General features: G+C 61.1%; 16 protein-coding genes. 14 read left to right on the top strand and 2 right to left on the bottom strand.

Annotated features, from left to right (window positions below):
- Positions 1–229: 229 nt before the first annotated feature.
- Both EI291_RS06945 and EI291_RS06940 read right to left on the bottom strand, forming a co-directional pair.
- Positions 230–2,692: a TonB-dependent receptor domain-containing protein gene (locus EI291_RS06945; RefSeq protein WP_125419070.1), complete on the bottom strand. Its 2,463-nt coding sequence runs from the start codon at positions 2,690–2,692 to the stop codon at positions 230–232.
- Positions 2,693–3,442: 750 nt separating this feature from the next.
- A complete protein-coding gene (locus EI291_RS06940; protein ID WP_205701569.1) occupies positions 3,443–4,846 on the bottom strand; it encodes a urate hydroxylase PuuD in 1,404 nt (467 codons plus the stop codon).
- A 204-nt stretch (positions 4,847–5,050) separates the two neighbouring features.
- On the opposite strand from EI291_RS06940, the gene allB reads away from it, so the two are divergent.
- From allB to EI291_RS06870, 14 genes are all read left to right on the top strand, one after another.
- The gene (gene allB / locus EI291_RS06935; RefSeq protein ID WP_125419069.1) at positions 5,051–6,385 is read left to right on the top strand and encodes an allantoinase AllB; all 1,335 of its coding nucleotides are present in this window, start codon (positions 5,051–5,053) and stop codon (positions 6,383–6,385) included.
- Between the two features lie 5 nt (positions 6,386–6,390).
- A complete protein-coding gene (locus tag EI291_RS06930; RefSeq protein WP_240635397.1) occupies positions 6,391–7,659 on the top strand; it encodes an allantoate amidohydrolase in 1,269 nt (422 codons plus the stop codon).
- Between the two features lie 172 nt (positions 7,660–7,831).
- Positions 7,832–8,578 carry a (S)-ureidoglycine aminohydrolase gene (gene allE, locus EI291_RS06925; protein ID WP_125419068.1) on the top strand — a complete coding sequence of 249 codons (747 nt, stop codon included), beginning with the start codon at positions 7,832–7,834 and terminating at the stop codon, positions 8,576–8,578.
- A gap of 184 nt (positions 8,579–8,762) precedes the next feature.
- Positions 8,763–9,269, top strand: coding sequence for a 2-oxo-4-hydroxy-4-carboxy-5-ureidoimidazoline decarboxylase (gene uraD / locus EI291_RS06920; RefSeq protein WP_125419067.1), 507 nt, complete (start codon positions 8,763–8,765; stop codon positions 9,267–9,269).
- Positions 9,266–9,604 carry a hydroxyisourate hydrolase gene (gene uraH, locus EI291_RS06915; protein ID WP_125419066.1) on the top strand — a complete coding sequence of 113 codons (339 nt, stop codon included), beginning with the start codon at positions 9,266–9,268 and terminating at the stop codon, positions 9,602–9,604. The genes uraD and uraH overlap by 4 nt, the downstream gene beginning before the upstream one ends.
- A 235-nt stretch (positions 9,605–9,839) precedes the next feature.
- Positions 9,840–11,276: a DUF6986 family protein gene (locus tag EI291_RS06910; protein ID WP_125419065.1), complete on the top strand. Its 1,437-nt coding sequence runs from the start codon at positions 9,840–9,842 to the stop codon at positions 11,274–11,276.
- A 333-nt stretch (positions 11,277–11,609) separates the two neighbouring features.
- Positions 11,610–12,857 carry an efflux RND transporter periplasmic adaptor subunit gene (locus EI291_RS06905; protein WP_125419064.1) on the top strand — a complete coding sequence of 416 codons (1,248 nt, stop codon included), beginning with the start codon at positions 11,610–11,612 and terminating at the stop codon, positions 12,855–12,857.
- A gap of 5 nt (positions 12,858–12,862) precedes the next feature.
- The gene (locus EI291_RS06900) at positions 12,863–14,308 is read left to right on the top strand and encodes a TolC family protein (RefSeq protein ID WP_125419063.1); all 1,446 of its coding nucleotides are present in this window, start codon (positions 12,863–12,865) and stop codon (positions 14,306–14,308) included.
- A 224-nt stretch (positions 14,309–14,532) separates the two neighbouring features.
- Entirely contained in the window at positions 14,533–15,276 is a 744-nt protein-coding gene (locus EI291_RS06895) for an ABC transporter ATP-binding protein (RefSeq protein ID WP_125419062.1), read from the top strand.
- Positions 15,277–15,344: 68 nt separating this feature from the next.
- A complete protein-coding gene (locus tag EI291_RS06890; RefSeq protein WP_125419061.1) occupies positions 15,345–15,974 on the top strand; it encodes an RNA polymerase sigma factor in 630 nt (209 codons plus the stop codon).
- Entirely contained in the window at positions 15,964–17,214 is a 1,251-nt protein-coding gene (locus tag EI291_RS06885; RefSeq protein WP_125419060.1) for an ABC transporter permease, read from the top strand. Before EI291_RS06890 ends, EI291_RS06885 begins: the two co-directional genes overlap by 11 nt.
- Positions 17,215–17,240: 26 nt before the next feature.
- Positions 17,241–18,434: an ABC transporter permease gene (locus tag EI291_RS06880; protein ID WP_125419059.1), complete on the top strand. Its 1,194-nt coding sequence runs from the start codon at positions 17,241–17,243 to the stop codon at positions 18,432–18,434.
- Positions 18,435–18,671: 237 nt separating this feature from the next.
- Positions 18,672–20,054, top strand: coding sequence for a sigma-54-dependent transcriptional regulator (locus EI291_RS06875; RefSeq protein WP_125419058.1), 1,383 nt, complete (start codon positions 18,672–18,674; stop codon positions 20,052–20,054).
- Between the two features lie 154 nt (positions 20,055–20,208).
- Positions 20,209–21,507, top strand: coding sequence for a sensor histidine kinase (locus tag EI291_RS06870; protein ID WP_125419057.1), 1,299 nt, complete (start codon positions 20,209–20,211; stop codon positions 21,505–21,507).
- Position 21,508 lies beyond the last annotated feature (1 nt).

Here is a 21,508-nt window from a genome sequence, read left to right as displayed (position 1 = left end):
TGCCTGAGAGGAATAAAAAATGTTGATAATGAAGCCGCTAAATGTAGAGGAGCTTTTCAGGACGTCATGATTCACAATGTCAGCACGCGAGATGCTTCGCTCCGCTCTGCATGACATTATGATGTTTACCTATTAGCATGGTAGGTCCCTCATGCGCCAAAAAAAGACCCCACGCCCTGGTCCGGGCCAGAAGCGTGAGGTCCGAAATGGTGGCCAGGTGCAGCACATTCTAGCCACCAAAGCCACCGCCGCCACCCTGGGGCTGGTTTTCAATGCGTTTGGGCGGCTTGTTGGAGCCCATGTACCAGCTGAAGCCCAGGTAGCCCACCCGCGACTCCCACTTGTTGTAGCTCTCGGCCCGGAAGTTATCGGTGGCCGACAAGGAGCGGTTGCGCTGGGTATTCAGCACGTCGGACACCCGCAGCGTGAGGGCAGCCCGGTCGTTGAACAGGCGCTGGCGCAGGGCTACATCCACGGAACCCACCGGCAGCACCCGGCCCTGGGCCGTAACGGCGGCGGCGCGGTAGTTGCCCGTCAGCTGAATATCGAGCTTGGGCGTGGGGGTGAAGGAGTTCATCAGGCGGGCCGTGCCCGATACCACCCGGCGGTTGGCCTCGTTGCCCGTGGCGGCCGTTACAATATTCTGAAACAGCGAGCCGCTGGCCGTTACGCGCCACCATTTAGCCAGGGGCTGGTTCAGGGAAACCTCGGCCCCGTAGCTGGTGGCCTGCCCGAAGTTGGCCGCGTATTGGGCCGTAATTACCGCCCCGGCTCCGTACAGGCGGGTAGCCGTGGTATCCACGCGCACCAGACGCTGAATGGCATTGTCGGTGTGGCGGTAGAACAGGGTGGAAGTCAGCGAGGCCTGGCCCACGGTAATCTGGTGGCCCAACTCAAAGGCGTTGATGTACTCGGGGCGCAGGGCGGGGTTCCCGATGCGGTAGCTGCGCTGGTCCTGGTAGAGCGGAAAGGCCAATAGCTGCATGAAGCCAGGGCGGTTGAGGCGGCGCGAGTAGCTGAGCTTCACGCGCTGGTCGGCGGTGGGCAGGGTGCGCTCCACGGTGGCCGAGGGGAACAGGTTGAGGTAGCTCAACCGGAAGGGGCCTTGGCCGTTCAGCACTTCGCCGTGGGTGCGGGTGTACTCGGCCCGCAAACCAGCCTGCGCGCGCCATTTGCCAAATTCCTGCTGATACGTGGTGTAGCCAGCCTGCACAAAGTCGCGGAAGGTGTATTGGTAGGAGCGGTCCGCCAGCCTATCGAAGCTGGGGCCGTCCGTCTGCTGCCGCAGAAAGTCGTCGGTGCCCTGGTTGGCCTGGTACTGGGTTTTGGCGCCGGCTTCCAGGCGGGCCTTCTCGCCCAGCGGGTGCACGTAATCCAGCTGCCCGCCCACGGCGTGCAGGCTCACGTCCAGGTCCTGCTTCCATTCGCGCAGGTCGGCGGTTCCTTCGGTGTTGCGCTGGGCTACTACCACGTCGGCGTTCAGGTAGGTGTAGTTCACGTTGCCGGTCAGCTCCCGGCCCTTGTGCTCGTCCCAGGTGCGGCGGTAGTCCAGGGAGCCATCCACGTTATCCACGTTTTCGGTTACGCCAAACGTGCTGCCGATGCGGGCGTTGGTGGCCCCGCTGAGCGTGGCCAGCTGGGTACCCGTGTTCAGCCCCCGATTCATGTTGGGCTCCACCGTGAAAGTGATGGTCTGGTTAGCCGGCAGCGTGTAGTCGAAGCCCAGGCGGCCGCTGTAGTTCTGGTTGTGGCGCAGGTTGGTGCCCCGCTGGTAGGTGCGCAGCTCCTGGTTTTCGAGGGTGGTATACTGATCCAGCCAGGAGCGGCTGCGATACCGGTCGTCGCGCAAATCCAGGGAGCCGAACAGGTTGATTTTGCCGGCGCGGCGGTTCAGGCTCAGGCTGCCGTTGTACTTATCCTGGGTGCCCACATTGAGGGTGGTTTGGCCGTTCCAGCCGTCTTTTTTCTGCTTTTTCAGGATGATGTTGAGTACCCCGCCGGCCCCAGCAGCATCGTAGCGAGCCGAGGGGTTGGTCACCACTTCTACCCGCTCAATGGCGCTGGCCGGAATCTGCTCCAGGCGGTTGCCACCCGCCCCGCTGTTGGCCGAGTTACTAGGCTTGCCATCAATGAGAATGGTGATGTTGGAGGAGCCCCGCATACTCACGGTGCCATCGGGGGCCACGGTTACGGAGGGCACGTTCTGGAGCACGTTGACGGCCGTGCCGCCCACGCTGCTCAGGTCCTTTTCCACGTTAATCACCTTCTTATCGAGGCTTTCCTGCACGGCGGCCCGCTCCCCGGTTACCGTTACGCCCTTCAGCTGCTGGGCCGTGGGTGCCAGCTTCAAGGCGCCCAGCTGCACCGTGGGGCTGGCGGCAGTGAGCTGCACCTGCCGGCGCAGACCCTGGTATCCCACGGAGGAGGCTTTCAGCAGGTAGTTGCCCAGCCCCAGGTGCTCCAACACAAACGTGCCGTTTTCCAGGGTTTCGGCCCCGGCCACGAAGCTGGAATCCTGGGCCCGCAGCACTACTACATTGGAAAAGGGGAGAGGCTGCCCGTTAGTCTGGTCGAGGAGGGTGCCGCGGACGGTGCCGGCGGGTTGCTGCTGCGCGGCGGCGGCCAGCGGAAAGAGCATAGCAAGGAACCCCAGGCCCCGCAGGGCCCGGCCGGAAGTAGAGGAGGCGTTCATAGGAAGGGAGGTGTTGGAGGAAAATTCGGGCAAGGAGAGGCCGGGTCCCGGGGCCGCGGTTCCGCCGGGAGTAGCATGGTTGCCAGAAATTCAAGCGTTAAAAGCAGGGGTACTGACTGCGCAGGCAGCCGGTACCAAGAGACCGGAACACAACGGGGCAGCAGGGAGAAACTAAGCGTTTCTGGCTGGGGCTCCGATCACCCGGCCCGATTGGCGCGTGGTGGTGTCCGGGATTCTGCCGGACGGCTCCGTTAGTGAGGGGCTCGGCAGAGAGTGTATCTAATCAACGTTTCAAAGGTAGTTAAAGGTACTATGCAACGCAAGGTACTGGGTAAATTATTTTTTTGTTTCCCGGAAAAGGTTGGGTTTTGCGGGGTTATGAGGGGAATAGTAGTAAGCCGCTAAGCATCCGAAATTGGCCTGCATATGGGCAGATGGTGCTTTTCCGACAAGCGTTGCCCGGCTCATCGCATTTCTCTATTCACTGGCCTAAAACACAGCGGCCCCACACGCAAGTGCAGGGCCGCCGGTGGCTTTCATAGAACAGTGTATGCCCGTCATTCCGAGCGAAGTCGAGGAATCTCGCGTGCTGATGTTGCCAAACTATCTGTCATGCTGAGCGAAGTCGAAGCATCTCTACTGCTTCGTTGAATTACTATCTCAACATCAGCACGCGAGATTCCTCGGCTACGGCTGCGCCTTTGCTCGGAATGACGTACTGTTTTTATTCGCCTGATTATCGGGCCGCTATTACTTGTTCAGCGCCCCTTGTTCAATCCAGCAGCGGATCAGGTCCCGCTCTTCCTGCGTCATCTGGGTTTTGTTGTTCTGGGGCATTGTTTTGGTGATGACCACGCGTTGCATGATCTTATCCTTAAGACGAATGATGTCCTCGGGCGTATCGTACACCACACCGTTGGGGGCGGTTTTGAATACGTCATCGGTGGGCGTGGCCGAGTGGCACCGCACGCAGCGCTGCTGCACCACGGCCTGCACCTGCGCCATGCTTACATTGGGCGTGCAAGCTGCGGCGCTGGTAGTCTCCGTGCGGGGCGCCGTAACGAAGGCCACGGCCAGTAGCAGTCCGGCCGCCAAAGGCAGTACCAGCCCGGTGGCCTGGTGCTTTTCGCGCAGGTTCAGCCAGTGCTTCACACCGGCCGTGCCCAGGGCAATGGCCGCCAGCACCGCCCAGGGGTAGCTGTGCCCGAAGGTGCTGGGGAAGTGGTTGCTCACCATCACAAACAGCACCGGCAGCGTGAAGTAGTTGTTGTGCAACGACCGGAGCCCGGCGTGCTTGCCCAGCTCGGGGTCCAGCGGCAACCCTTCGGTGGCGGCTTTCACCATGGCTTTCTGGGCCGGAATGATGATGAAAAATACGTTGCCCACCATCAGCGTGCCCAGCATGGCCCCGAAGTGGATATAAGCTGCCCGGGCGCTGAATACCTGGCAGTAAAACCACGCGAAAGCCGTGCAAATCACCAGGCCCAGCATCGCCATAACCAAGTTGTTCTTCACCAGCGGAGTGCGGCACAGCACGTGGTAAATCAGCCAGCCCACCGCAAATGAGCCCAGCCCGATAGCCACGCCCGTGAGTGGGCCCAGGTCCAGCACGTTGGGGTCAATGAGCATGCTGCCGGCGTTGAAGTAATATACCACAAACAGCAGGCTCATGCCCGTAAGCCAGGTAAGATAGGCCTCGTACTTAAACCAGTGCAGCGCTTTGGGAATTTCCTTCGGGGCCAGCTTATACTTTTCGAGGTAGTAGAAGCCCCCGCCGTGCACGGCCCACAGGTTGCCGGCCAGCTCCTCCCGCACGTTGTCGGTGCGGTTGAGGGCGTTTTCCAGAAACACGAAGTAGAACGACGCCCCAATCCAGGCAATGCCGAAGGTGATGTGCATCAGGCGCACCACAATATTGAGCCACTCCATCAGGTGCCCTTCCCAAGCCGTGCCCTGGGCAAACTGGTAGCCCACCGCCAGTACAAATACCACCGCCAGTACCGTGAGGGCGTAGGCGAAGCCCTGCATGGTGAAGCCCTGCGTGCCCAGCTCGCCGCCCCGGTGCGTGCGCGCCACCCGGTGCAGCACCCAGCTGCCCGCCGCCAGCAGCCCCACTACGGCCGCCACAATTCCCAGAAGTAAAAACTGCGTCATTGGTAAAAAGCACTTGCTGCGTGGCCGGGCGGGTACTAAGGGCTGCACCCGCTGCCGCTGGCTAGCTGACAGAGAATGAACGCACTACCAGCCCCACCTGAGAAACGAACCTCCAGAGAGGATAAAATGAAAGTTGAAAAGTTTGCTAGGATACCGCTTGTTAATTGAAATATTATCATTTTGGATGTCTGTTTGCTAAAATTCATGAAGGAATACGCGTTAAAAAGTGAAAAAATAATAACCATATCCGGGGAGGTGCCGGGCTACGTGGTGGTGCGCAACGGCCTGATTGCCGAGGTGCTACCCACGGATGCTGCGGTAACCGTACCAGTGCACGACGTCGGCCGCTACGCCATCCTGCCCGGCCTCATCGACCCGCACGTGCACATCAACGAGCCCGGCCGCACCGAGTGGGAGGGCTTCGACACGGCCACCCGGGCCGCTTTGGCCGGCGGCCTTACCACGCTGGTGGATATGCCTCTGAACTCGGCCCCGGTTACTACCTCGGTGGCGAATCTGGAGCAGAAGCTGGCGGCCGCCCGCGGGCAGCTGCACGTAAACTGCGGCTTCTGGGGCGGCATCGTGCCCGGCAATGCGGCCGAGGTGCCGGGCCTTATTGAAGCGGGCGTGCTTGGGTTCAAGGCCTTTCTTACCCATTCCGGTATCGATGATTTTCCCAATGCCACCGAAGCCGACCTGCGCCACATCATGCCTCTGCTGGCCCGCCACGGCCTGCCGCTATTAGTGCATTGCGAGCTAAGCCAGGAAGATGACGCCTGGAAGCAGGGCAACCGGCAGTCGTACCAGAATTACCTTGCCTCACGCCCCAAATCCTGGGAAGATGAAGCCGTGGCCCTGATGATTCGGCTGTGCGCCGAAACGTGCTGCCCGGTGCACATCGTGCACTTGTCATCGGCCAACTCCCTGTCGGCCATTGCCGCCGCTAAAGCGCAGGGGCTGCCCATTACCGTTGAAACGGGCCAGCACTACCTGTTTTTCAGTGCCGAGGACATTCCCGACGGTAACACGGCCTATAAGTGTGCCCCGCCCATCCGGGAGCGGGCCAACAACGAGCAGCTCTGGCAGGCGCTGGAGTCGGGCCTGATTGATTTTGTGGCCACTGACCACTCGCCCGCACCGCCCGACCTCAAGCAGCTCAGCACCGGCGACTTCACCACGGCTTGGGGCGGTATTGCCTCTTTGCAGCTGGCTTTGCCCGTGCTCTGGACCGCCGCCCGGACCCGCGGCGCCTCTCTCTCCGACGTAGCGCGCTGGCTCAGCACCAACCCCGCCCGGCTGGCCGGGCAGCAGCACCGCAAAGGCCGCATTGCCCCCGGCTACGACGCCGATTTGCTGGTACTGGATGCCGAAGCCTCATTCACCGTGACCGAGGAACTGCTGCAGCATCGCCACAAAGTGTCGCCGTACCTGGGCCGGGAATTGCGCGGCGTGGTGCAGCAAACCTACCTAGCCGGCGAGCTGGCCTACTACCGGCCGACGTTCCGGCATCTCAAGCAAGGTGCAATCCTAACCCGATAAGCCGGTTGGAAACTCTCCCTACTACGTATTCGGCCCGCGCGGCCCGCATCATGCAGCGCATTCAGCAGCTGGCTGCCATCAGCGAAGATACCGACGGGGTAACCCGCCGCTTCGGTACGCCTGCCTTCGTGCGGGGCCAGCACTTAGTGCGCACCTGGATGGGAGCCTCCGGCCTGCACACCCGCCTCGATGGTATCGGCAACGTGCGCGGCCGGCTTGAAAGCCCGGTGTCGGGGGCCAAAACCTTCGTGCTGGCCTCGCATATTGATACGGTGGTTAACGCCGGCAAATTTGATGGGCCGCTGGGCGTGCTGCTGGGGCTGGATCTGCTGGAAAATCTGGCGGCCCAGGGCGAGTCACTCCCGTTTCACCTGGAGCTTATTGCCTTCAGCGACGAGGAAGGCGTGCGGTTTCACACCACCTACCTGGGCAGCAAAGTGGTAACCGGAGCCTTCGAGGAAAGCCTGCTGATCCGCACTGACGCCGAGGGTATCACGCTGGCGCAGGCCATTGCCGACATGGGCGGCGACCCTGCCGCACTGGCGCAGGATGCCATTCCGACCACCGATTGGCTGGGCTACTTTGAAGTGCACATTGAGCAGGGGCCGGTGCTCTGGGAGCGGAACATTCCGGTAGCGCTGGTAACGGCCATTGCGGGGCAGCAGCGCGTGGAGTTGACGTGGCGAGGTATGGCCGGCCACGCCGGCACCGTGCCCATGCACATGCGGCAGGATGCGCTGGCCGGAGTCGCCGAATTTGTGCTGGCCGCCGAGCAGTTCGGCCTGACCCACGCGCACGAGCTGGTAGCCACCGTGGGCAAGCTGGACGTGCGCCACGCGGCCAGTAACGTCATCCCCGGCGAAGTCGTCTGTAGCCTCGATTTACGCAGCGCCGAAGCCGCCCGCTTATCCTCGGCCTACGCTGAGCTGCAGGCCCTGGCCGAGACTATTGCCACTCGCCGCCATCTGCACCTTACCTGGAACATGGTGCAGTACACGGCCCCGGTCAGTTGCCATGCTGGCCTGAACGAGCTGCTGGCCCAGGCCATTACTGAGGCCGGCCACCCCGTAGTGCCGCTGGTGAGCGGGGCCGGCCACGATGCCGTGCCGGTTTCGGAGGTAGCCCCGGCCACTATGCTGTTCGTGCGGTGCTTCAAAGGCATCAGCCACAACCCCCTGGAAAACGTGGAACTGCCCGACCTGGCCGCCGCCGTGGAAGTCTCGGAGCGTTTTCTTTCTTTGCTTCTTACCTCGGAAATAAGAAACGGAAGCTAGGTCTAGCTCCCCTCCTTGGAAAGGAGGGGCTGGGGGTGGTTGACCAATCGTTGAACGACAGACTAATTCTAATTCCTGGCTCTAGTTTTTCAACCACCCCCAACCCCTCCTGATATGAGGAGGGGAGCTAGCTTTAGCTTCTCCATTCGCCTCATCACCCGTCTTACTTCGCATGAATCCTTCCTCGTTTACCCGCTCCGTCGTTCGGCGCAACCACGCCATCATTGCCCCCGATGGGTACATCAACAGCAATGTGCCCGGCTGGACGGGCTGCACCGTCAACGTCATTATTAACGAGCAGATGGGTGCGCGCCTGTGCCAGACCATCGTTACGCTGCGTCCGGAAGGCAAGCTGGAAGGCCGCACGGAGACTTCACAGATTTTCTTTTACGTGGTAGAAGGAGCCGTGCGGGCCACGGCCGGGGGCGAATCCCGACAGCTCACGCAGGGCCAGTTCGTGTACGTGCCGGCCGGGCAGGAATACGGCTTCCACGGCCCCACTGAAGGCACCCAACTGCTCACTTTCCATAAAGTGTACGAGCCGCTGGCCGGCTACGCCGCGCCGGGGGTGGTGTGGGGCGAGAAGGACGACAGCAAAGCCCCCATCTACATGAACGATGAGGCCCTGCGCATCCAGGAGCTGCTGCCGAATGAGTTAGGCTTCGATATGGCCGTGAACATCTTCACCTACGACCGGGGCGGGCACCTGCCTATGGTGGAAACCCACATCATGGAGCATGGCCTGCTCTACCTCGCCGGCCAGGCCATCTACGTACTCGACCAGGAGTGGTACCACGTGCAGAAAGGGGACTCCATCTGGATGGCCCCGTACTGCCAGCAGTGGGCCACTTCCGTGGGCAAGGAGCCCTCGGTGTACATCTACTACAAAAACGTGAACCGCTTCCCCACGGTGGTGTAGTGTACTTATTAGACCGTCATTCCGAGCGCAGCCGAGGAATTTTGTGTGCTGACGTTGCTACACTATCCGTCATGCTGAGCAAAGACGAAGCATCTCTACTGCTTCGCTGGAATTACTACTTCAATGTCCGCACGCGAGCTTCCTCGGCTGCGCTCGGAATAACGGTCTTTTTCAACACGCTTTCATGACCCTTTCCGACCTCAATAACTTACCCGCCCCGACCCGCGCTGAGGAGTTGCGCCGCTGTTGCGGTTCCTCGGCCTGGGTGGAGGCCACGAACCAGCAGTTTCCGTTTGCTGACGCTGATGTTCTGTACCAGATTGCCACCCAGGCCTGGAACCGCCTGAGCGAAGCCGATTGGCGGGAGGCGTTTACGCATCATCCTAAAATCGGGGATGTGGGCGCGCTGCGGGAGAAGTTTGCCAGTACCAGCACCTGGGCCGAAGGGGAGCAGGGCGCCGTGCAGCAGGCTTCTGAGGAAACCCTGCAAGCCCTGGCGGCCGGCAACGCGGCGTATGAGCAGCGGTTCGGCTACATCTTTATCGTGTGCGCCACCGGCAAATCGGCCGCCGAGATGCTGGCGCTGCTGCAGGCCCGGCTACCCAATCCGCCCGAAAAGGAAATACACGTAGCTGCCGCCGAGCAGGACAAAATCACCCGCATCCGCCTGGAAAAACTACTTGCCGCATGAGTCAGATTACCACCCACATCCTGGATACCACCCGCGGCCGCCCCGCGGCGGGCGTACCCATCATCCTCTTCGGGCAGCACCCCAACGACTGGCAGGAACTGGCCCGCGGCACCACCAACGCCGACGGCCGCATTCCCAACCTACTGCCTGCCAGTGAAACGCTGCCCGCGGGCGTGTACCAGCTGCGCTTTCTGATACAGGAGTATTTTGATACGTTGGGCACTGCCTCGTTCTATCCCTTCGTGGAAATTGTGTTTTCCGTGACGTCGGCTGAGCATTACCACGTGCCGCTGCTGCTTAACCCATTTGGCTACTCCACTTACCGTGGCTCGTGAGTTAGCTGTTTGACCGTCATTCCGAGCGAAGTCGAGGAATCTTGCGTGCTGATGTTGCCAAACTAGCTGTCATGCTTGATCTAGCGGCCGCTGGCCGAAGCATCTCTACCGCTTCATTAGAACATCTATTCCAACATCAGCACGCAAGATTCCTCGACTTCGCTCGGAATGACGTTCTGGGGATTCTGCCCCTGATATTCCTTCCTCCTGTTCTTAAATTCCTACCCTCCCTGATATGAAACTCAGCCTGCCCGCTTCCGAAAAAACGCAGCTCCTGGAGCAGCTCGGCGAAGCCAACCGCCGCTTCCAGCAAATCTACCCCGGCGACAAACCCGACCGCCAGCCGGTACACACCGTGTACGGCGGGGCCAACCTGTTCAAGGCCGATACCTGCATGCGCATGGGCGACATTGCCCTCAACAACCTGCGCACCTACGCCCCCAACTTTGTGGAGCTGGCCCGGGTGCTGAAGCTGGAAGGCCACGAGCATTTGCCCACTCTGCAGGCGGATATTGAGGCCCTCACGCACCGGCTGGAAAAGCTGAGCCCCGAGGACCGCAAGCGGGAACCCGGCTGGCTGCCGTATTCCATCTACCAGAAAGTGGTGCGTAAGCTTCAGACCGAAGCTGTGGAGGATTTCCGCATCGACTTTGAGGATGGTTTCGGTAACCGCCCCAACGACGAGGAAGATGCCACGGCCGTGCAGGCCGCCAAAGAGCTGGCCCAGGGTATGCGCCAGGGCACTATTTCGCCTTTCATCGGCATCCGCATCAAGCCCTTCACGGAAGATCTGAAGGACCGGGGCGTGCGTACCCTGGACATCTTCCTGACCACGCTGCTGGCCGAAACTGGCGGGAAATTACCCGACAACTTCGTGGTGATGCTGCCCAAAGTGACCATCCCGGAGCAGATGAGCACGATGGTGCGCCTGTTTGAGTTGCTGGAGCAGGCCAACGACCTCGCGCCCGGTATGCTGCGCATGGAAACCATGGTGGAGGCCACCCAAATCATTATGGACGAGGAAGGGCGCAACCCGCTTCTGCGTATCATCCGGGCCAGTGAGGGGCGGTGCGTGGCGGCCCATTTCGGTACCTACGATTACACTGCCTCGGCCGGCATTACGGCCCGCTACCAAACCATGGCCCACCCCGTCTGCGACTTTGCCCACCACATGACGAAGGTGGCGCTGGGCGGCACCGGCATTTTCCTGTCCGACGGGGCCACCAACGTGATGCCCATTGGCCCGCACCGGGGCGAGAACCTCACGTTTGAGCAGCTGCGCGAAAACCGGGAATCGGTGCACAACGCCTGGCGGCAAGGGTTTCACCACACCACCCATTCCCTCATCAACGGCCTTTATCAGGGCTGGGACTTGAACCCCGCCCAGTTGCCCATGCGCTACGCGGCCACCTACCACTTCTTCCTGAGCAGCTACGATGACGCCGTGCACCGGCTGAAAACTTTTGTGGAGCGGGCGGCTATTTCTACCCTTACGGGCGACATTTTCGACGATGCGGCAACCGGCCAGGGCCTGCTCAACTTCTTCCTGAAAGCCCTGAACTGCGGGGCCATTACGGAGGAGGAAATCAGCGCCACCGGCCTCACCACCGCCGAAATTCAAACCCGTTCCTTCTTCCGCATTCTGGAAGGCCGCCGCGCTGGGAAGCAGTAACGGAAATTAAACGAGAGTCATTCCGAGCGAATTCGAGGAATCTCGCGTGCTGATGTTGCAATGGTAATTGCAACGAAGCGGTAGAGATGCTTCGACTTCGCTCAGCATGACGGTTACGCTGGCAACGTCAGCATGCGAGATTCCTCAACTTCGCTCGGAATGACCGTTAACTAAATCATGAAATCCAGTACCGAACAACCTGTCCATAACCGGACAGGTTTTCGTTTTTATAATAAGCTGGTATTTTATTTAAAACACAGATAGTCAATAATTTATAAAAATGGCATGCCCATTGGCTGACAGGAAGGGAAACCCTTTCCAACCTGTACGAAAATGGACAGAGCACTATCCTCCGCCACCCAAACCCGCCGCCAGCGCCGCCGTTGGCTGCTGGGCACGGGTATTCTGCTGGTGCTGGCCGCCGGCTTACTGGCCTTCCGCACCGTTCTTAAACCCAGCCTTGACCGGAGCAGCATCCTGACGGCCCGCGCCGAAACTGGCGACGTGGAAGCAGCCCTCACGGCGGCCGGCGTGATTATTCCGGCCCACGAAGCCGTCATTACCAGCCCCATTCCGAGCACCATCCGGCGGGTGGCCGTGCCGGTGGGCAGCAAAGTGCAGCCGGGCCAGACGATTCTGGAGTTGGACCGGGAGCTGACCAACACGGCCCTAGCCAAGCTGCAGGACGAGCAGCAGCAGAACCGCAACAAAAACGGCCAGCTCCAGCTCAGCCTCGAAAAAGCCCTCAACGACCTTCGCTCCCAGGAGCAGGTGCAGCAGGTGAAAGTGCGCAGCCTGCAGTCGGCCCTGCGCGACGAGCAGTATTTGCTGAAGATTGGCGGTGGCACCGCCGAAAGTGTGCGTCAGGCCGAGCTGAGCCTGAGGGTAGCGCAGCTGGAATTGCAGCGGCTGGGCGAGCAGATCCGGAACCAGCGGGCTGCCAACGCCGCCGACGTGCGGGAGTTGGGCTTCACGATGCAAATCCAGGACCGCAGCATTGCCGAGCTGGCCGGCAAGCTGCAGCAGGCCAATATCAGCAGCCAGCAAGCCGGGGTGCTTACGTGGGTGAACGAGGACCTGGGCACCACCGTGCAGGCCGGCGACCCGCTGGCCCGCGTGGCCGACCTGAGCCGCTTCCGGGTGCGGGCCACCATTTCCGATGCCTACGCCGACGCGCTGCACCTGCAGGATGCGGTAGTCATCCGCATCAACGGCACCGATTTGCGCGGCACCATCAGCACCATCAGCCCGGCCGTGGAGAAGGGCGTGATTACCTTCTATGCTGCCTTAGCGCAGGACCACCACCCGGCTCTGCGCGCCAACCTCCGGGCCGATGTATTTGTGGTAACCAAGGCGCACCATAACGTGGTGCGGGTAAAGAACGGCCCCTTTTATCAAGGTGGCAAAGAGCAGCCGGTGTTCGTGGTGAAGGATGGCAAAGCCGTGCGCCGCACTGTGCAGTTCGGGGACAGCAACTTCGACTACGTGCAGGTACTTGGGGGCCTGGGGGTAGGGGAGGAAATTGTGGTATCGGATATGAAGGACTACGTGGATACGCCCGAACTCACCCTCAACGACTAACGGCCATGAAACGCATTCTTTCTATCCTGCTGCTACTGACAACGCCCGCACTGGCCCAGCAACAGCCCACGCCCCTCACGCTGCCCGAGGTAATTGAGCTGGCCCTCACCCAATCGGCGGCGGCCAAGCAAACCCAGACCACCCGCGACAAAAGCTACTGGCAGTGGCGTACCTATCAGGCCAACTACCGGCCGCAAGTGGGGCTGCAAGGCACGGTTCCGGGCTTTAGCCGCGTAATTACGCCCGTGGTGCAGCCCGATGGTACTACCGACTTCCGGGCCGTGCGCATCAACAACTCCAATCTGGCCCTCACCGTCAGCCAGAACATTGGCCTTACGGGCGGGCAGCTGTTTGTGGCCTCGGAGGTGCAGCGCTTTGACGATTTCAACGGCCGGCTGAAGCGCTACAACAATCAGCCCGTGGCCATTGGCCTTACGCAGCCTATTGGCAAGTTCAACGGCCTGAAATGGGACCGGAAAATTGAGCCGCTGCGCTACGAGGAAAGCCAGCGCCAGTACACGGAGGAGCGCGAAACCATTGCCCAGCGCATCACGGAGCTGTATTTTGATGTGCTGCAGCAGCAGGTAAACGCCGAAGTAGCCGGCCAGAACGTGCAGGCCAACGAGGAACTGCTGCGCATTGGCAAGGAGCGGTACCAGCTGGGCCGCCTCTCCCAAAGCGACCTGCTGCGGCTGGAGCTGAACCTGCTGAATGCCCGCCAGGCCCGGGCCCAGGGCCAGCTGGATGCCCAGAACGCCGCCGTGAGTCTGCAGAGCTACACCGGCCTGCGCACCGACATTCTTCGCCTGGCAGTGCCGGCCCCCACGCCGCAACTGGTGGTATCTGCCGAGCAGGCTGTGGTGCAGGCCCGGCAGAACCGGAGCGTGGTGCTGGCCTTCCGGCGGCGGCTGTTGCAGGCCGAGCGGGAAGTGGCCCTGGCCCGCGGTACCACCGGGCTGCAGGCCGTGCTTTCGGCCAATATGGGCTACGTAAACCAGGCCGGTAACCTCTGGGATACCTACCTGGCCCTGCAGAACCAGCAGCAGGTGCAGCTCACGTTTGCCATGCCGCTGCTGGATTGGAGCCGGCAGAAATCCATCGTGAAAACCGCCGAGCTAACCCGCCGCCAGGTACAGACGGATGTGGCCCAGGAAGAAACCAGCTTCGAGCTGAATGTGCAGGTGCAGGCCACCCAGCTGGCTACGCTCAGCGAGCAGCTGGCCCTGTCTGCCCGCGCCGATTCCCTGGCCCAGCAGCGCTACACCATTGCCCAGGCCACCTACAAAGTGGGGCGCATCAGCCTCACGGACCTTACCATTGCCTCCGCCGAAAAGGACCAGGCCCGCCGCGCCTACATTCAGGCTCTGCGCGCCGCCTGGGTGGCGCATTACCGCCTCCGCGCCCTCACGCTCTACGATTTTGAGCGTCAGCAGCCTTTGGCGGCCCGGTAAATAAGCGGCCCGGTACGCGCCGGCTACTTCCGAACACTCTGTCCAAATCCGGACATATTTTGCTGAGTGATAAGTTGCTATGCTTGATTTAAAATATTGAAAAACAATAGTTTATGTATTTGGCACGCGGCTTGGCAATACTCCTGTAACCCTAGTGGCGAATTGCCCGAAACCGGACACCCTCTTCTTTCACTAGCCTTCCACACTCTCTTCCTCTGCTTCTCATGGAAAACATTCTGACCCCCACTGCAACGCGGCCTCATACCAACGGCACTGTGCCGGGAGTTGCCACTCAACCCGTTATTCAGCTGCGCGACATCGAGAAAATCTACCAGACCAACACCATTGAAACGGTAGCCCTGAACCGCGTGAACCTGACCATCAACAAGGGCGAGTTTGTGTCGATTATGGGGCCTTCGGGCTGCGGGAAGTCCACGCTGCTCAGCATTATGGGGCTGCTGGATGAGCCCACGGCCGGCGTAATTGAGCTGGATGGCCGCCCGGTGCAGTCGTACTCCGATAAAGAGCTGGCGGGGTTGCGCAACCACAAAATCGGGTTCGTCTTCCAGAGCTACCACCTCATCAACGACCTCTCGGTGCTGGATAACGTGGAGTTGCCTCTGCTGTACCGGCCCGGGGTGGGAGGCAAGGAGCGGCGGGAGCGGGCCTACGCCGCCCTCGATAAGGTGGGCCTGAGCACCCGCACCAACCACTTCCCCAGCCAGCTTTCCGGCGGGCAGCGCCAGCGCGTGGCCATTGCCCGGGCCCTGGCCGGCCGCCCCGAAATCATCCTCGCCGACGAGCCCACCGGCAACCTCGACTCGGTAATGGGGGAGGAGATTATGGAGCTGCTGCTCAATCTCAACCGCCAGGAGGGCACCACCATTGTGATGGTCACCCACGATGAGCAGCAGGCCCACAAAACCCAGCGTCTCATCCGCTTCTTCGACGGCAGCCAGGTCAGCTAGTGCTTGGTTTTTGGTGCCTAGTGCTTAGTCAACTGAATCTTCTTTGTCCTTTCCGCCCCGCTTTTGTCATGAACCTGCTCCGCACCGCACACCAGCCACCACGCACTAAGCACAACGCACTAGGCACTAATTTCTCTGATGCTGATTTGGTAGCCGCCTGCCTGCGGGGCAGTGCGGCGGCGCAGGAGCTGCTGTACCAGCGGTTTGCGCCCCGTATGCTGGCGTTGTGCCTGCGCTACGTGCGGCACGAGTTTGATGCCGAGGACGTGCTGGCCCGGGGCTTCGTGAAGGTGTTCCGGGGGCTGCATCAGTTTGCGGGCACGGGCAGCCTGGCCGGGTGGGTGCGCCGCATACTGGTGCACGAGTGTCTGAGCCACCTGCGCCGTCGTGAGAGTCTCACCCTCAGCCTAGAGAGCTGCCACACCGGCCACATGGCTACCGACCTGCCCTCGGCCGAGGCCCAGCTACAGGCTGCCGACCTGCTCCGGCTGGTGCAGGAGCTGCCCGCCGGCTACCGCACCGTGTTCAACCTCTGCGCCCTGGAGGGCTACACTCACCCCGAAGTAGCCGCGCTGCTGGGCATTTCGGAAGGCACCAGCAAGTCGCAGCTCAGCAAGGCCCGGTCGTTGCTGCAGCGGCAGGTAGCGGCACTTCACTCTTCTCTCCCTACTTCCTACTCCTACGCTCATGTTGCTTAGCTACCTCAAAATTGCCTGGAAGGTGCTGCTGCGCCGCAAGTTCTTCACCTTCATCAGCCTGTTCGGCATCAGCTTCACGCTCATGATTCTGCTAGTGGTGTATGCGTTCTACGATCATACCGTGGGGCCGCACACGCCCGAAAAGAAGGTGGATCGCCTGCTGTTTATCAACCGCGCCACCGTCTCCTACAAAAACGACAACGGCAGCAACAACGGCACCATCAGCTACAGCTTTCTGGAGCGCTACGTGCGGCCGTTGCGCACGCCTGAGAAGATTTCCATCAGCACGTATTTCAGCTCCACGGCCGCCTACGTGGGCAACCAGAAGCTGGATGTGGATCTGAAATTCACCGATGGCCAGTTCTGGCAGGTGCTGGATTTCGACTTCGTGGCCGGCCGGCCCTACACGTTGCCTGAAGTGCAGAGTGGTGCCCACGTAGCCGTCATCAACGAGCGAACCTGCCGGGCGTACTTTGGCACTACCAGCGGCGTGCTGGGCAAAACCATTGAAACCGATCGGGTGCGCTATCAGGTGATAGGGGTGGTGAAGGACGTGCCCGGTATGCGGTTCAACTCCTACGCCGATATGTGGGCCCCCATCAGCACCAGCACCCAGGATGCCAAAGACCCGAACTACTTCGGCAACTGCATGGCTATTGTGCTGGCCCGTACGCCCGCCGACATAGCGGCCGTGCAGGCTGAATTTAACCGTGTGGTGGACCAGGTGCCCGTGCCCGACCCCAAGAAGCACGCCAAGGTGCACGTGTACGCCGGTACCCTGCTATCCTCCACGGTGCGCTGGTTCAACAACAACAGCAAACCCGACGACGGCGTGGCCGCCCTTTTGGGCAAAGTGGCCCTCGTGGCCCTGCTGTTCATGCTGCTGCCGGCGCTCAACCTCATCAACGTCAACGTGAGCCGCATTCTGGAGCGCTCCTCCGAAATTGGGGTGCGGAAGGCCTTCGGGGCTACTTCGGGCACGCTCATCCGGCAGTTTCTGGTCGAAAACGTGTTTCTGACCTTGCTGGGCGGGGTGCTGGGCCTGGTGCTGGCTAGTGTGGTGCTGCACATTATTGACAGCAGCGGCTTCATTCCCTACACCACGCTCACGCTCAACCCCCGCATTTTCGCGGGCGGGCTGCTGCTGAGTTTGCTGTTCGGGCTGCTGTCGGGCGTGTATCCGGCCTATAAAATGTCAAAGCTCCACGCGGTACAGGCCCTGAAAGGCGGCCGTAACTAATTCCTACCCTTCTGCTCCGCAACCCTATGATACGCCATCTGTTCACCCTGATCTGGAACCGCAAGCGGGCTAACTTCCTGCTGGTTGCCGAAATATTCTTTGCCTTCGTAGTGCTGTTCGTGCTGGGCAGCCTGCTGGTGGATAACTACCGCAAATACACTGCTCCGCTGGGCTTTCGCTACGAGCACGTGTGGGAGGTAGCCATGGACCCCAGCGGCCAGCCCATCAGCCGGCAGGACGCCACACTCCAGCGCCTGATTCAGCACCTGAAAACCATGCCCGGCGTGCGCAGCGTGGCGTCTACCCGCTCCAACACGCCCTTCGCCTTCAGTGACAGCAGCACCGACTTCAAAGCCGGCAGCCACTCGACCAACAGCGACATTTACAGCGCCGGCGACGACATGCAGGATGTGCTGAGCCTGGAGCTGGCGGAGGGCCGCTGGTTTACCCGCCGCGACGAAGTGGCCGCGCATCCGCCACTCGTCATCTCGCAGGAAGCCCGCCAGGCTTTGTTTGCCGACGGGCCGGCTGTGGGCCAAATCGTTCGGGCCATGGATGATAAGGAGTTTCAGGTGGTAGGGGTGCTGGCGTCGTCGTACCGCGGCCGGGGCGAGTTTCAGGAGCTGGAACCGGCCATTTTTCAGCGCAGCGAAAGTCTGGTTGACCCCAACGATTCGGCTAATTTCGACCAGCCCCGGCTGCTGATTCGGGTGCAGCCCACGGCTACCGCCGAGCTGGAGCAGCGCATCACCAAGGAAGTAGCGGCCGTTACGGGCGGCTGGAAAGCCACCGTCACCACCCTGCCCGAACAGCGTACTATCCGCATGAAGTTTGCGCTGGCTCCCATGGGCGGCATGGTGCTGGTGTGCGGCTTTCTGATTTTCAACGTGGCCCTGGGGCTGTTTGGGGTGCTGTGGTACAACATCAGCCAACGCCGCGCCGAAATTGGCCTGCGCCGCGCCATCGGGGCCACCGGCCGCCGCATCAGCGGACAGTTTCTGGGCGAAATACTGGTAGTAACGACCTTTGGCTTAGTGCTGGGGCTGGCCATTGCGGCGCAGTTTCCGTTGCTGGGCGTGATGGGCATCCGGCTGCCGGTGTACCTGACCAGCATGGTCCTGGCCACCGCGCTGATTTACGTGCTGACCGCCATTTGCGCCCTCTACCCGAGTATGCTGGCTGCCCAGATCCGGCCGGCCGTGGCCCTGCGCGAGGAGTAGAATAGCATGCCTAGTCAGCTATCAGAAGACTCAGAACGTTATGCTTCGACAAGCGGATGCCAGATGAAGCATGACGTTCAGTGAGTTACAGCTGGTTGCGCTGGTAAACCCGGCAGCTATTCTAGGAAACCCCTCACATCGGCGCTAGGTGCTGCCGCCAGTGCGGTATAAAAAATTCAGGGTTTCCGTACTTCTTAGCCATTTTCTGGCAATGCTTTCCGTCCTTCGCCTTGCCTTATGATCCTGATTATCGACGATGATATAGCCGTGCGCACCTCGCTGCGGCTGCTGCTCAAGCAGCACGGTTACGCCACCGAGGCGGTGGCCACGCCGGAAGCGGCGCTGCAGGTGGTAACAGCCACTCCGCCCGAGCTGGTGCTCATGGATATGAACTACGAGCTGGACACCTCCGGCCGCGACGGCCTGCAACTGCTGGCCCAGGTGAAGCGCCTGGCTCCGGCCGTGCCCGTCATCCTGATTACCGGCTGGGGCAGCATTGCCCTGGCCGTGGAAGGCATGAAGGCCGGGGCCGCCGAGTTCATCACCAAGCCCTGGCAGAACGATTCCCTGCTGCAAACCATCCGCACCATTCTGGCCCTGCGCGAGCCCGAGGCAGAAACCGACCCCGCCGCCCTCTCGCGCCGGCAGCTGGACAAGCAGTACGAGCTGCGCAACATTGTGGGCCAGGATGCGCGCCTGCTGCAGGTGCTGCGCAATGTGGGCCAGGTAGCGGCCACCGATGCCTCGGTGCTGATTGAGGGCGAGTCGGGCACGGGTAAGGAACTGATTGCCGAGGCCGTGCACCAGAACAGCCAGCGCCGCCGCCAGCCCTTCGTGAAGGTGAATCTGGGCGGTATTTCGGCTTCATTGTTTGAGAGTGAAATGTTCGGGCACCGGCGCGGGGCTTTCACCGATGCCAAAACCGACCGGGTGGGCCGCTTCGAGCTGGCCAACGGCGGTACTATTTTCCTGGACGAGATAGGGGAGCTGGACCTGACCTCCCAGGTGAAGCTGCTGCGGGTGCTGCAGGACCGCACCTATGAGGTACTCGGCGACAGTAAGCCGCGCCGCCTGGATATCCGCGTGATTTGCGCCACCAACCGCAACCTGGCCGAAATGGTGCAGCAGGGCCGCTTCCGCGAGGATCTGTTCTACCGCATCAACCTGATTACCGTCCGCCTGCCTGCCCTGCGCGAGCGGCCCCAGGATATTCCGCTGCTGGTGCAGCACTTCGTGGATGGGCTGCGGGCCACCTACAACCGCCCAGCCCTGAAGGTAAATACCCGGGCCATGCACTGGCTGCAGGAACAGCCCTTGCCCGGCAACATCCGGGAGCTGAAAAACCTGGTGGAGCGGGCCGTGCTGGTATCCGGTAAGGACGAACTGGGACCCGATGACTTTCAGGCCCAGGCCCAGCGCCTGCCGGTGCGCCCGGCCGAAGCCGGTGAGCTGCCCGAGCCCGGCACCATCACCCTCGACGAGCTGGAAGCCCAGATGATCCGGCGCACCCTGGAGCACTACAATGGCAACATCAGCCGCGTAGCCAAAGCTCTGGGCCTGAGCCGGGGCGCCCTGTACCGCCGGCTGGAGAAATACGCCATTCCGTTTGACGCGGAGTAGGCAATTGGCAGTTGTCTGTCATGCAGAGCGCAGCGAAGTATCTCGCGTGCTGATGTTGCAGAGTTACTTCTGACATCAGCACGCGAGATGCTTCGCTGCGCTCTGCATGACGTTCTTGTACTCCCTACTTCCAGCTCTCAACTCCTCAAAGTCCATGACCCTGCGTGTTAAGTTTCTGCTGTTCGTCGTCATCATCCATGCCGTGCTGATTGTGCTGGCGGGGCAGGTGATGCGCACGAATGCGCCACTGTTTATTGGGCTGGAAGTACTGCTGCTCGTTAGCATCTGGCTTACGGTGCAGCTGTACCGGGGCTTTGTGCGGCCGTTTCAGCTTATTGCGGCCGGTACCGAGGCTATTCGGGCCCGGGATTTCTCCATGAAGTTTGTGCCCGTGGGCCAGCAGGAAATGGACCAGCTCATTGGCGTGTACAACCACATGATTGAGGAGCTGCGCAAGGAGCGTATTACCCAGCACGAGAAAAGCTACCTGCTTGAAAGTCTGATTCAGGCCTCGCCGGCCGGGGTGCTGCTGCTCTCCTTTGATGGTCGTATTGAAGGTGTAAACCCGGCTGCTGAGCGCATATTGGCCCAGCCCTCAAAGGGACTGTTGGGCCAGCTGCCGGCCCAACTGCCCGGCCACTGGGGCCCGGCTCTGGCGGAGCTGACGGACGAGGAACCGCGGGTAGTGCAGCTCTCGGGCCTGCAAACCTACCGGGCCAGTAGCTCCCGATTTATTGACCGGGGCTTTCAGCGGCAGTTTATTGTGCTGGAAGAGTTGACGCAGGAGCTGATTCAGCAGGAAAAAAAGGCCTACGAGAAGCTGATCCGGATGATGTCGCACGAGGTGAATAACTCCATTGGCGCTATCAACTCCCTGTTGCAGAGTTTTCATCATTACACCCCCCAACTAGCCCCCGATGACCGGCCGGATTTCCGGGAGGCGCTGGATGTCGCCATCAACCGGAATACGAACCTAGTGAACTTCACGGCGGGCTTTGCCAACCTAGTGCGGTTGCCCCCCCCGCAGCCCCAGCCGGCCAACGTGCACGAGCTGCTGCACGCTACGGAGCGGCTGCTACACGTGCAGGCCGAGCACCGCCGCATCCAGTGGCACTGGCATCTGGCGTCGGAGCCACTCGTAGCCGTCCTCGACGCGTTGCAGCTGGAGCAGGCATTGCTGAACATCTGCAAAAACGCCCAGGAAGCCATTGGCGAAGATGGCAACCTCTGGGTGCACACCAGCAACAATCCGCCCCTGATCCGCATCGAAAACGACGGGCCCGGCATTGCCCCCGAGGTGCAGCAGCGGCTGTTTACGCCCTTCTTCAGTACCAAGCGCGACGGGCAGGGCATCGGCCTCACCCTCACCCGCGACATTCTGCTGCAGCACAACTTCCGGTTTCAGCTGCAAACTCAGGAAAACGGCCTTACTGCCTTTACTATCTGGCTATAAC

Origin of the sequence: Hymenobacter rigui (assembly GCF_003944715.1) — a bacterium.
Taxonomy (GTDB): domain Bacteria; phylum Bacteroidota; class Bacteroidia; order Cytophagales; family Hymenobacteraceae; genus Hymenobacter; species Hymenobacter rigui.
Note: the sequence above shows the minus strand (reverse complement) of the source record. Positions and strands in the feature narration are given on the sequence as shown.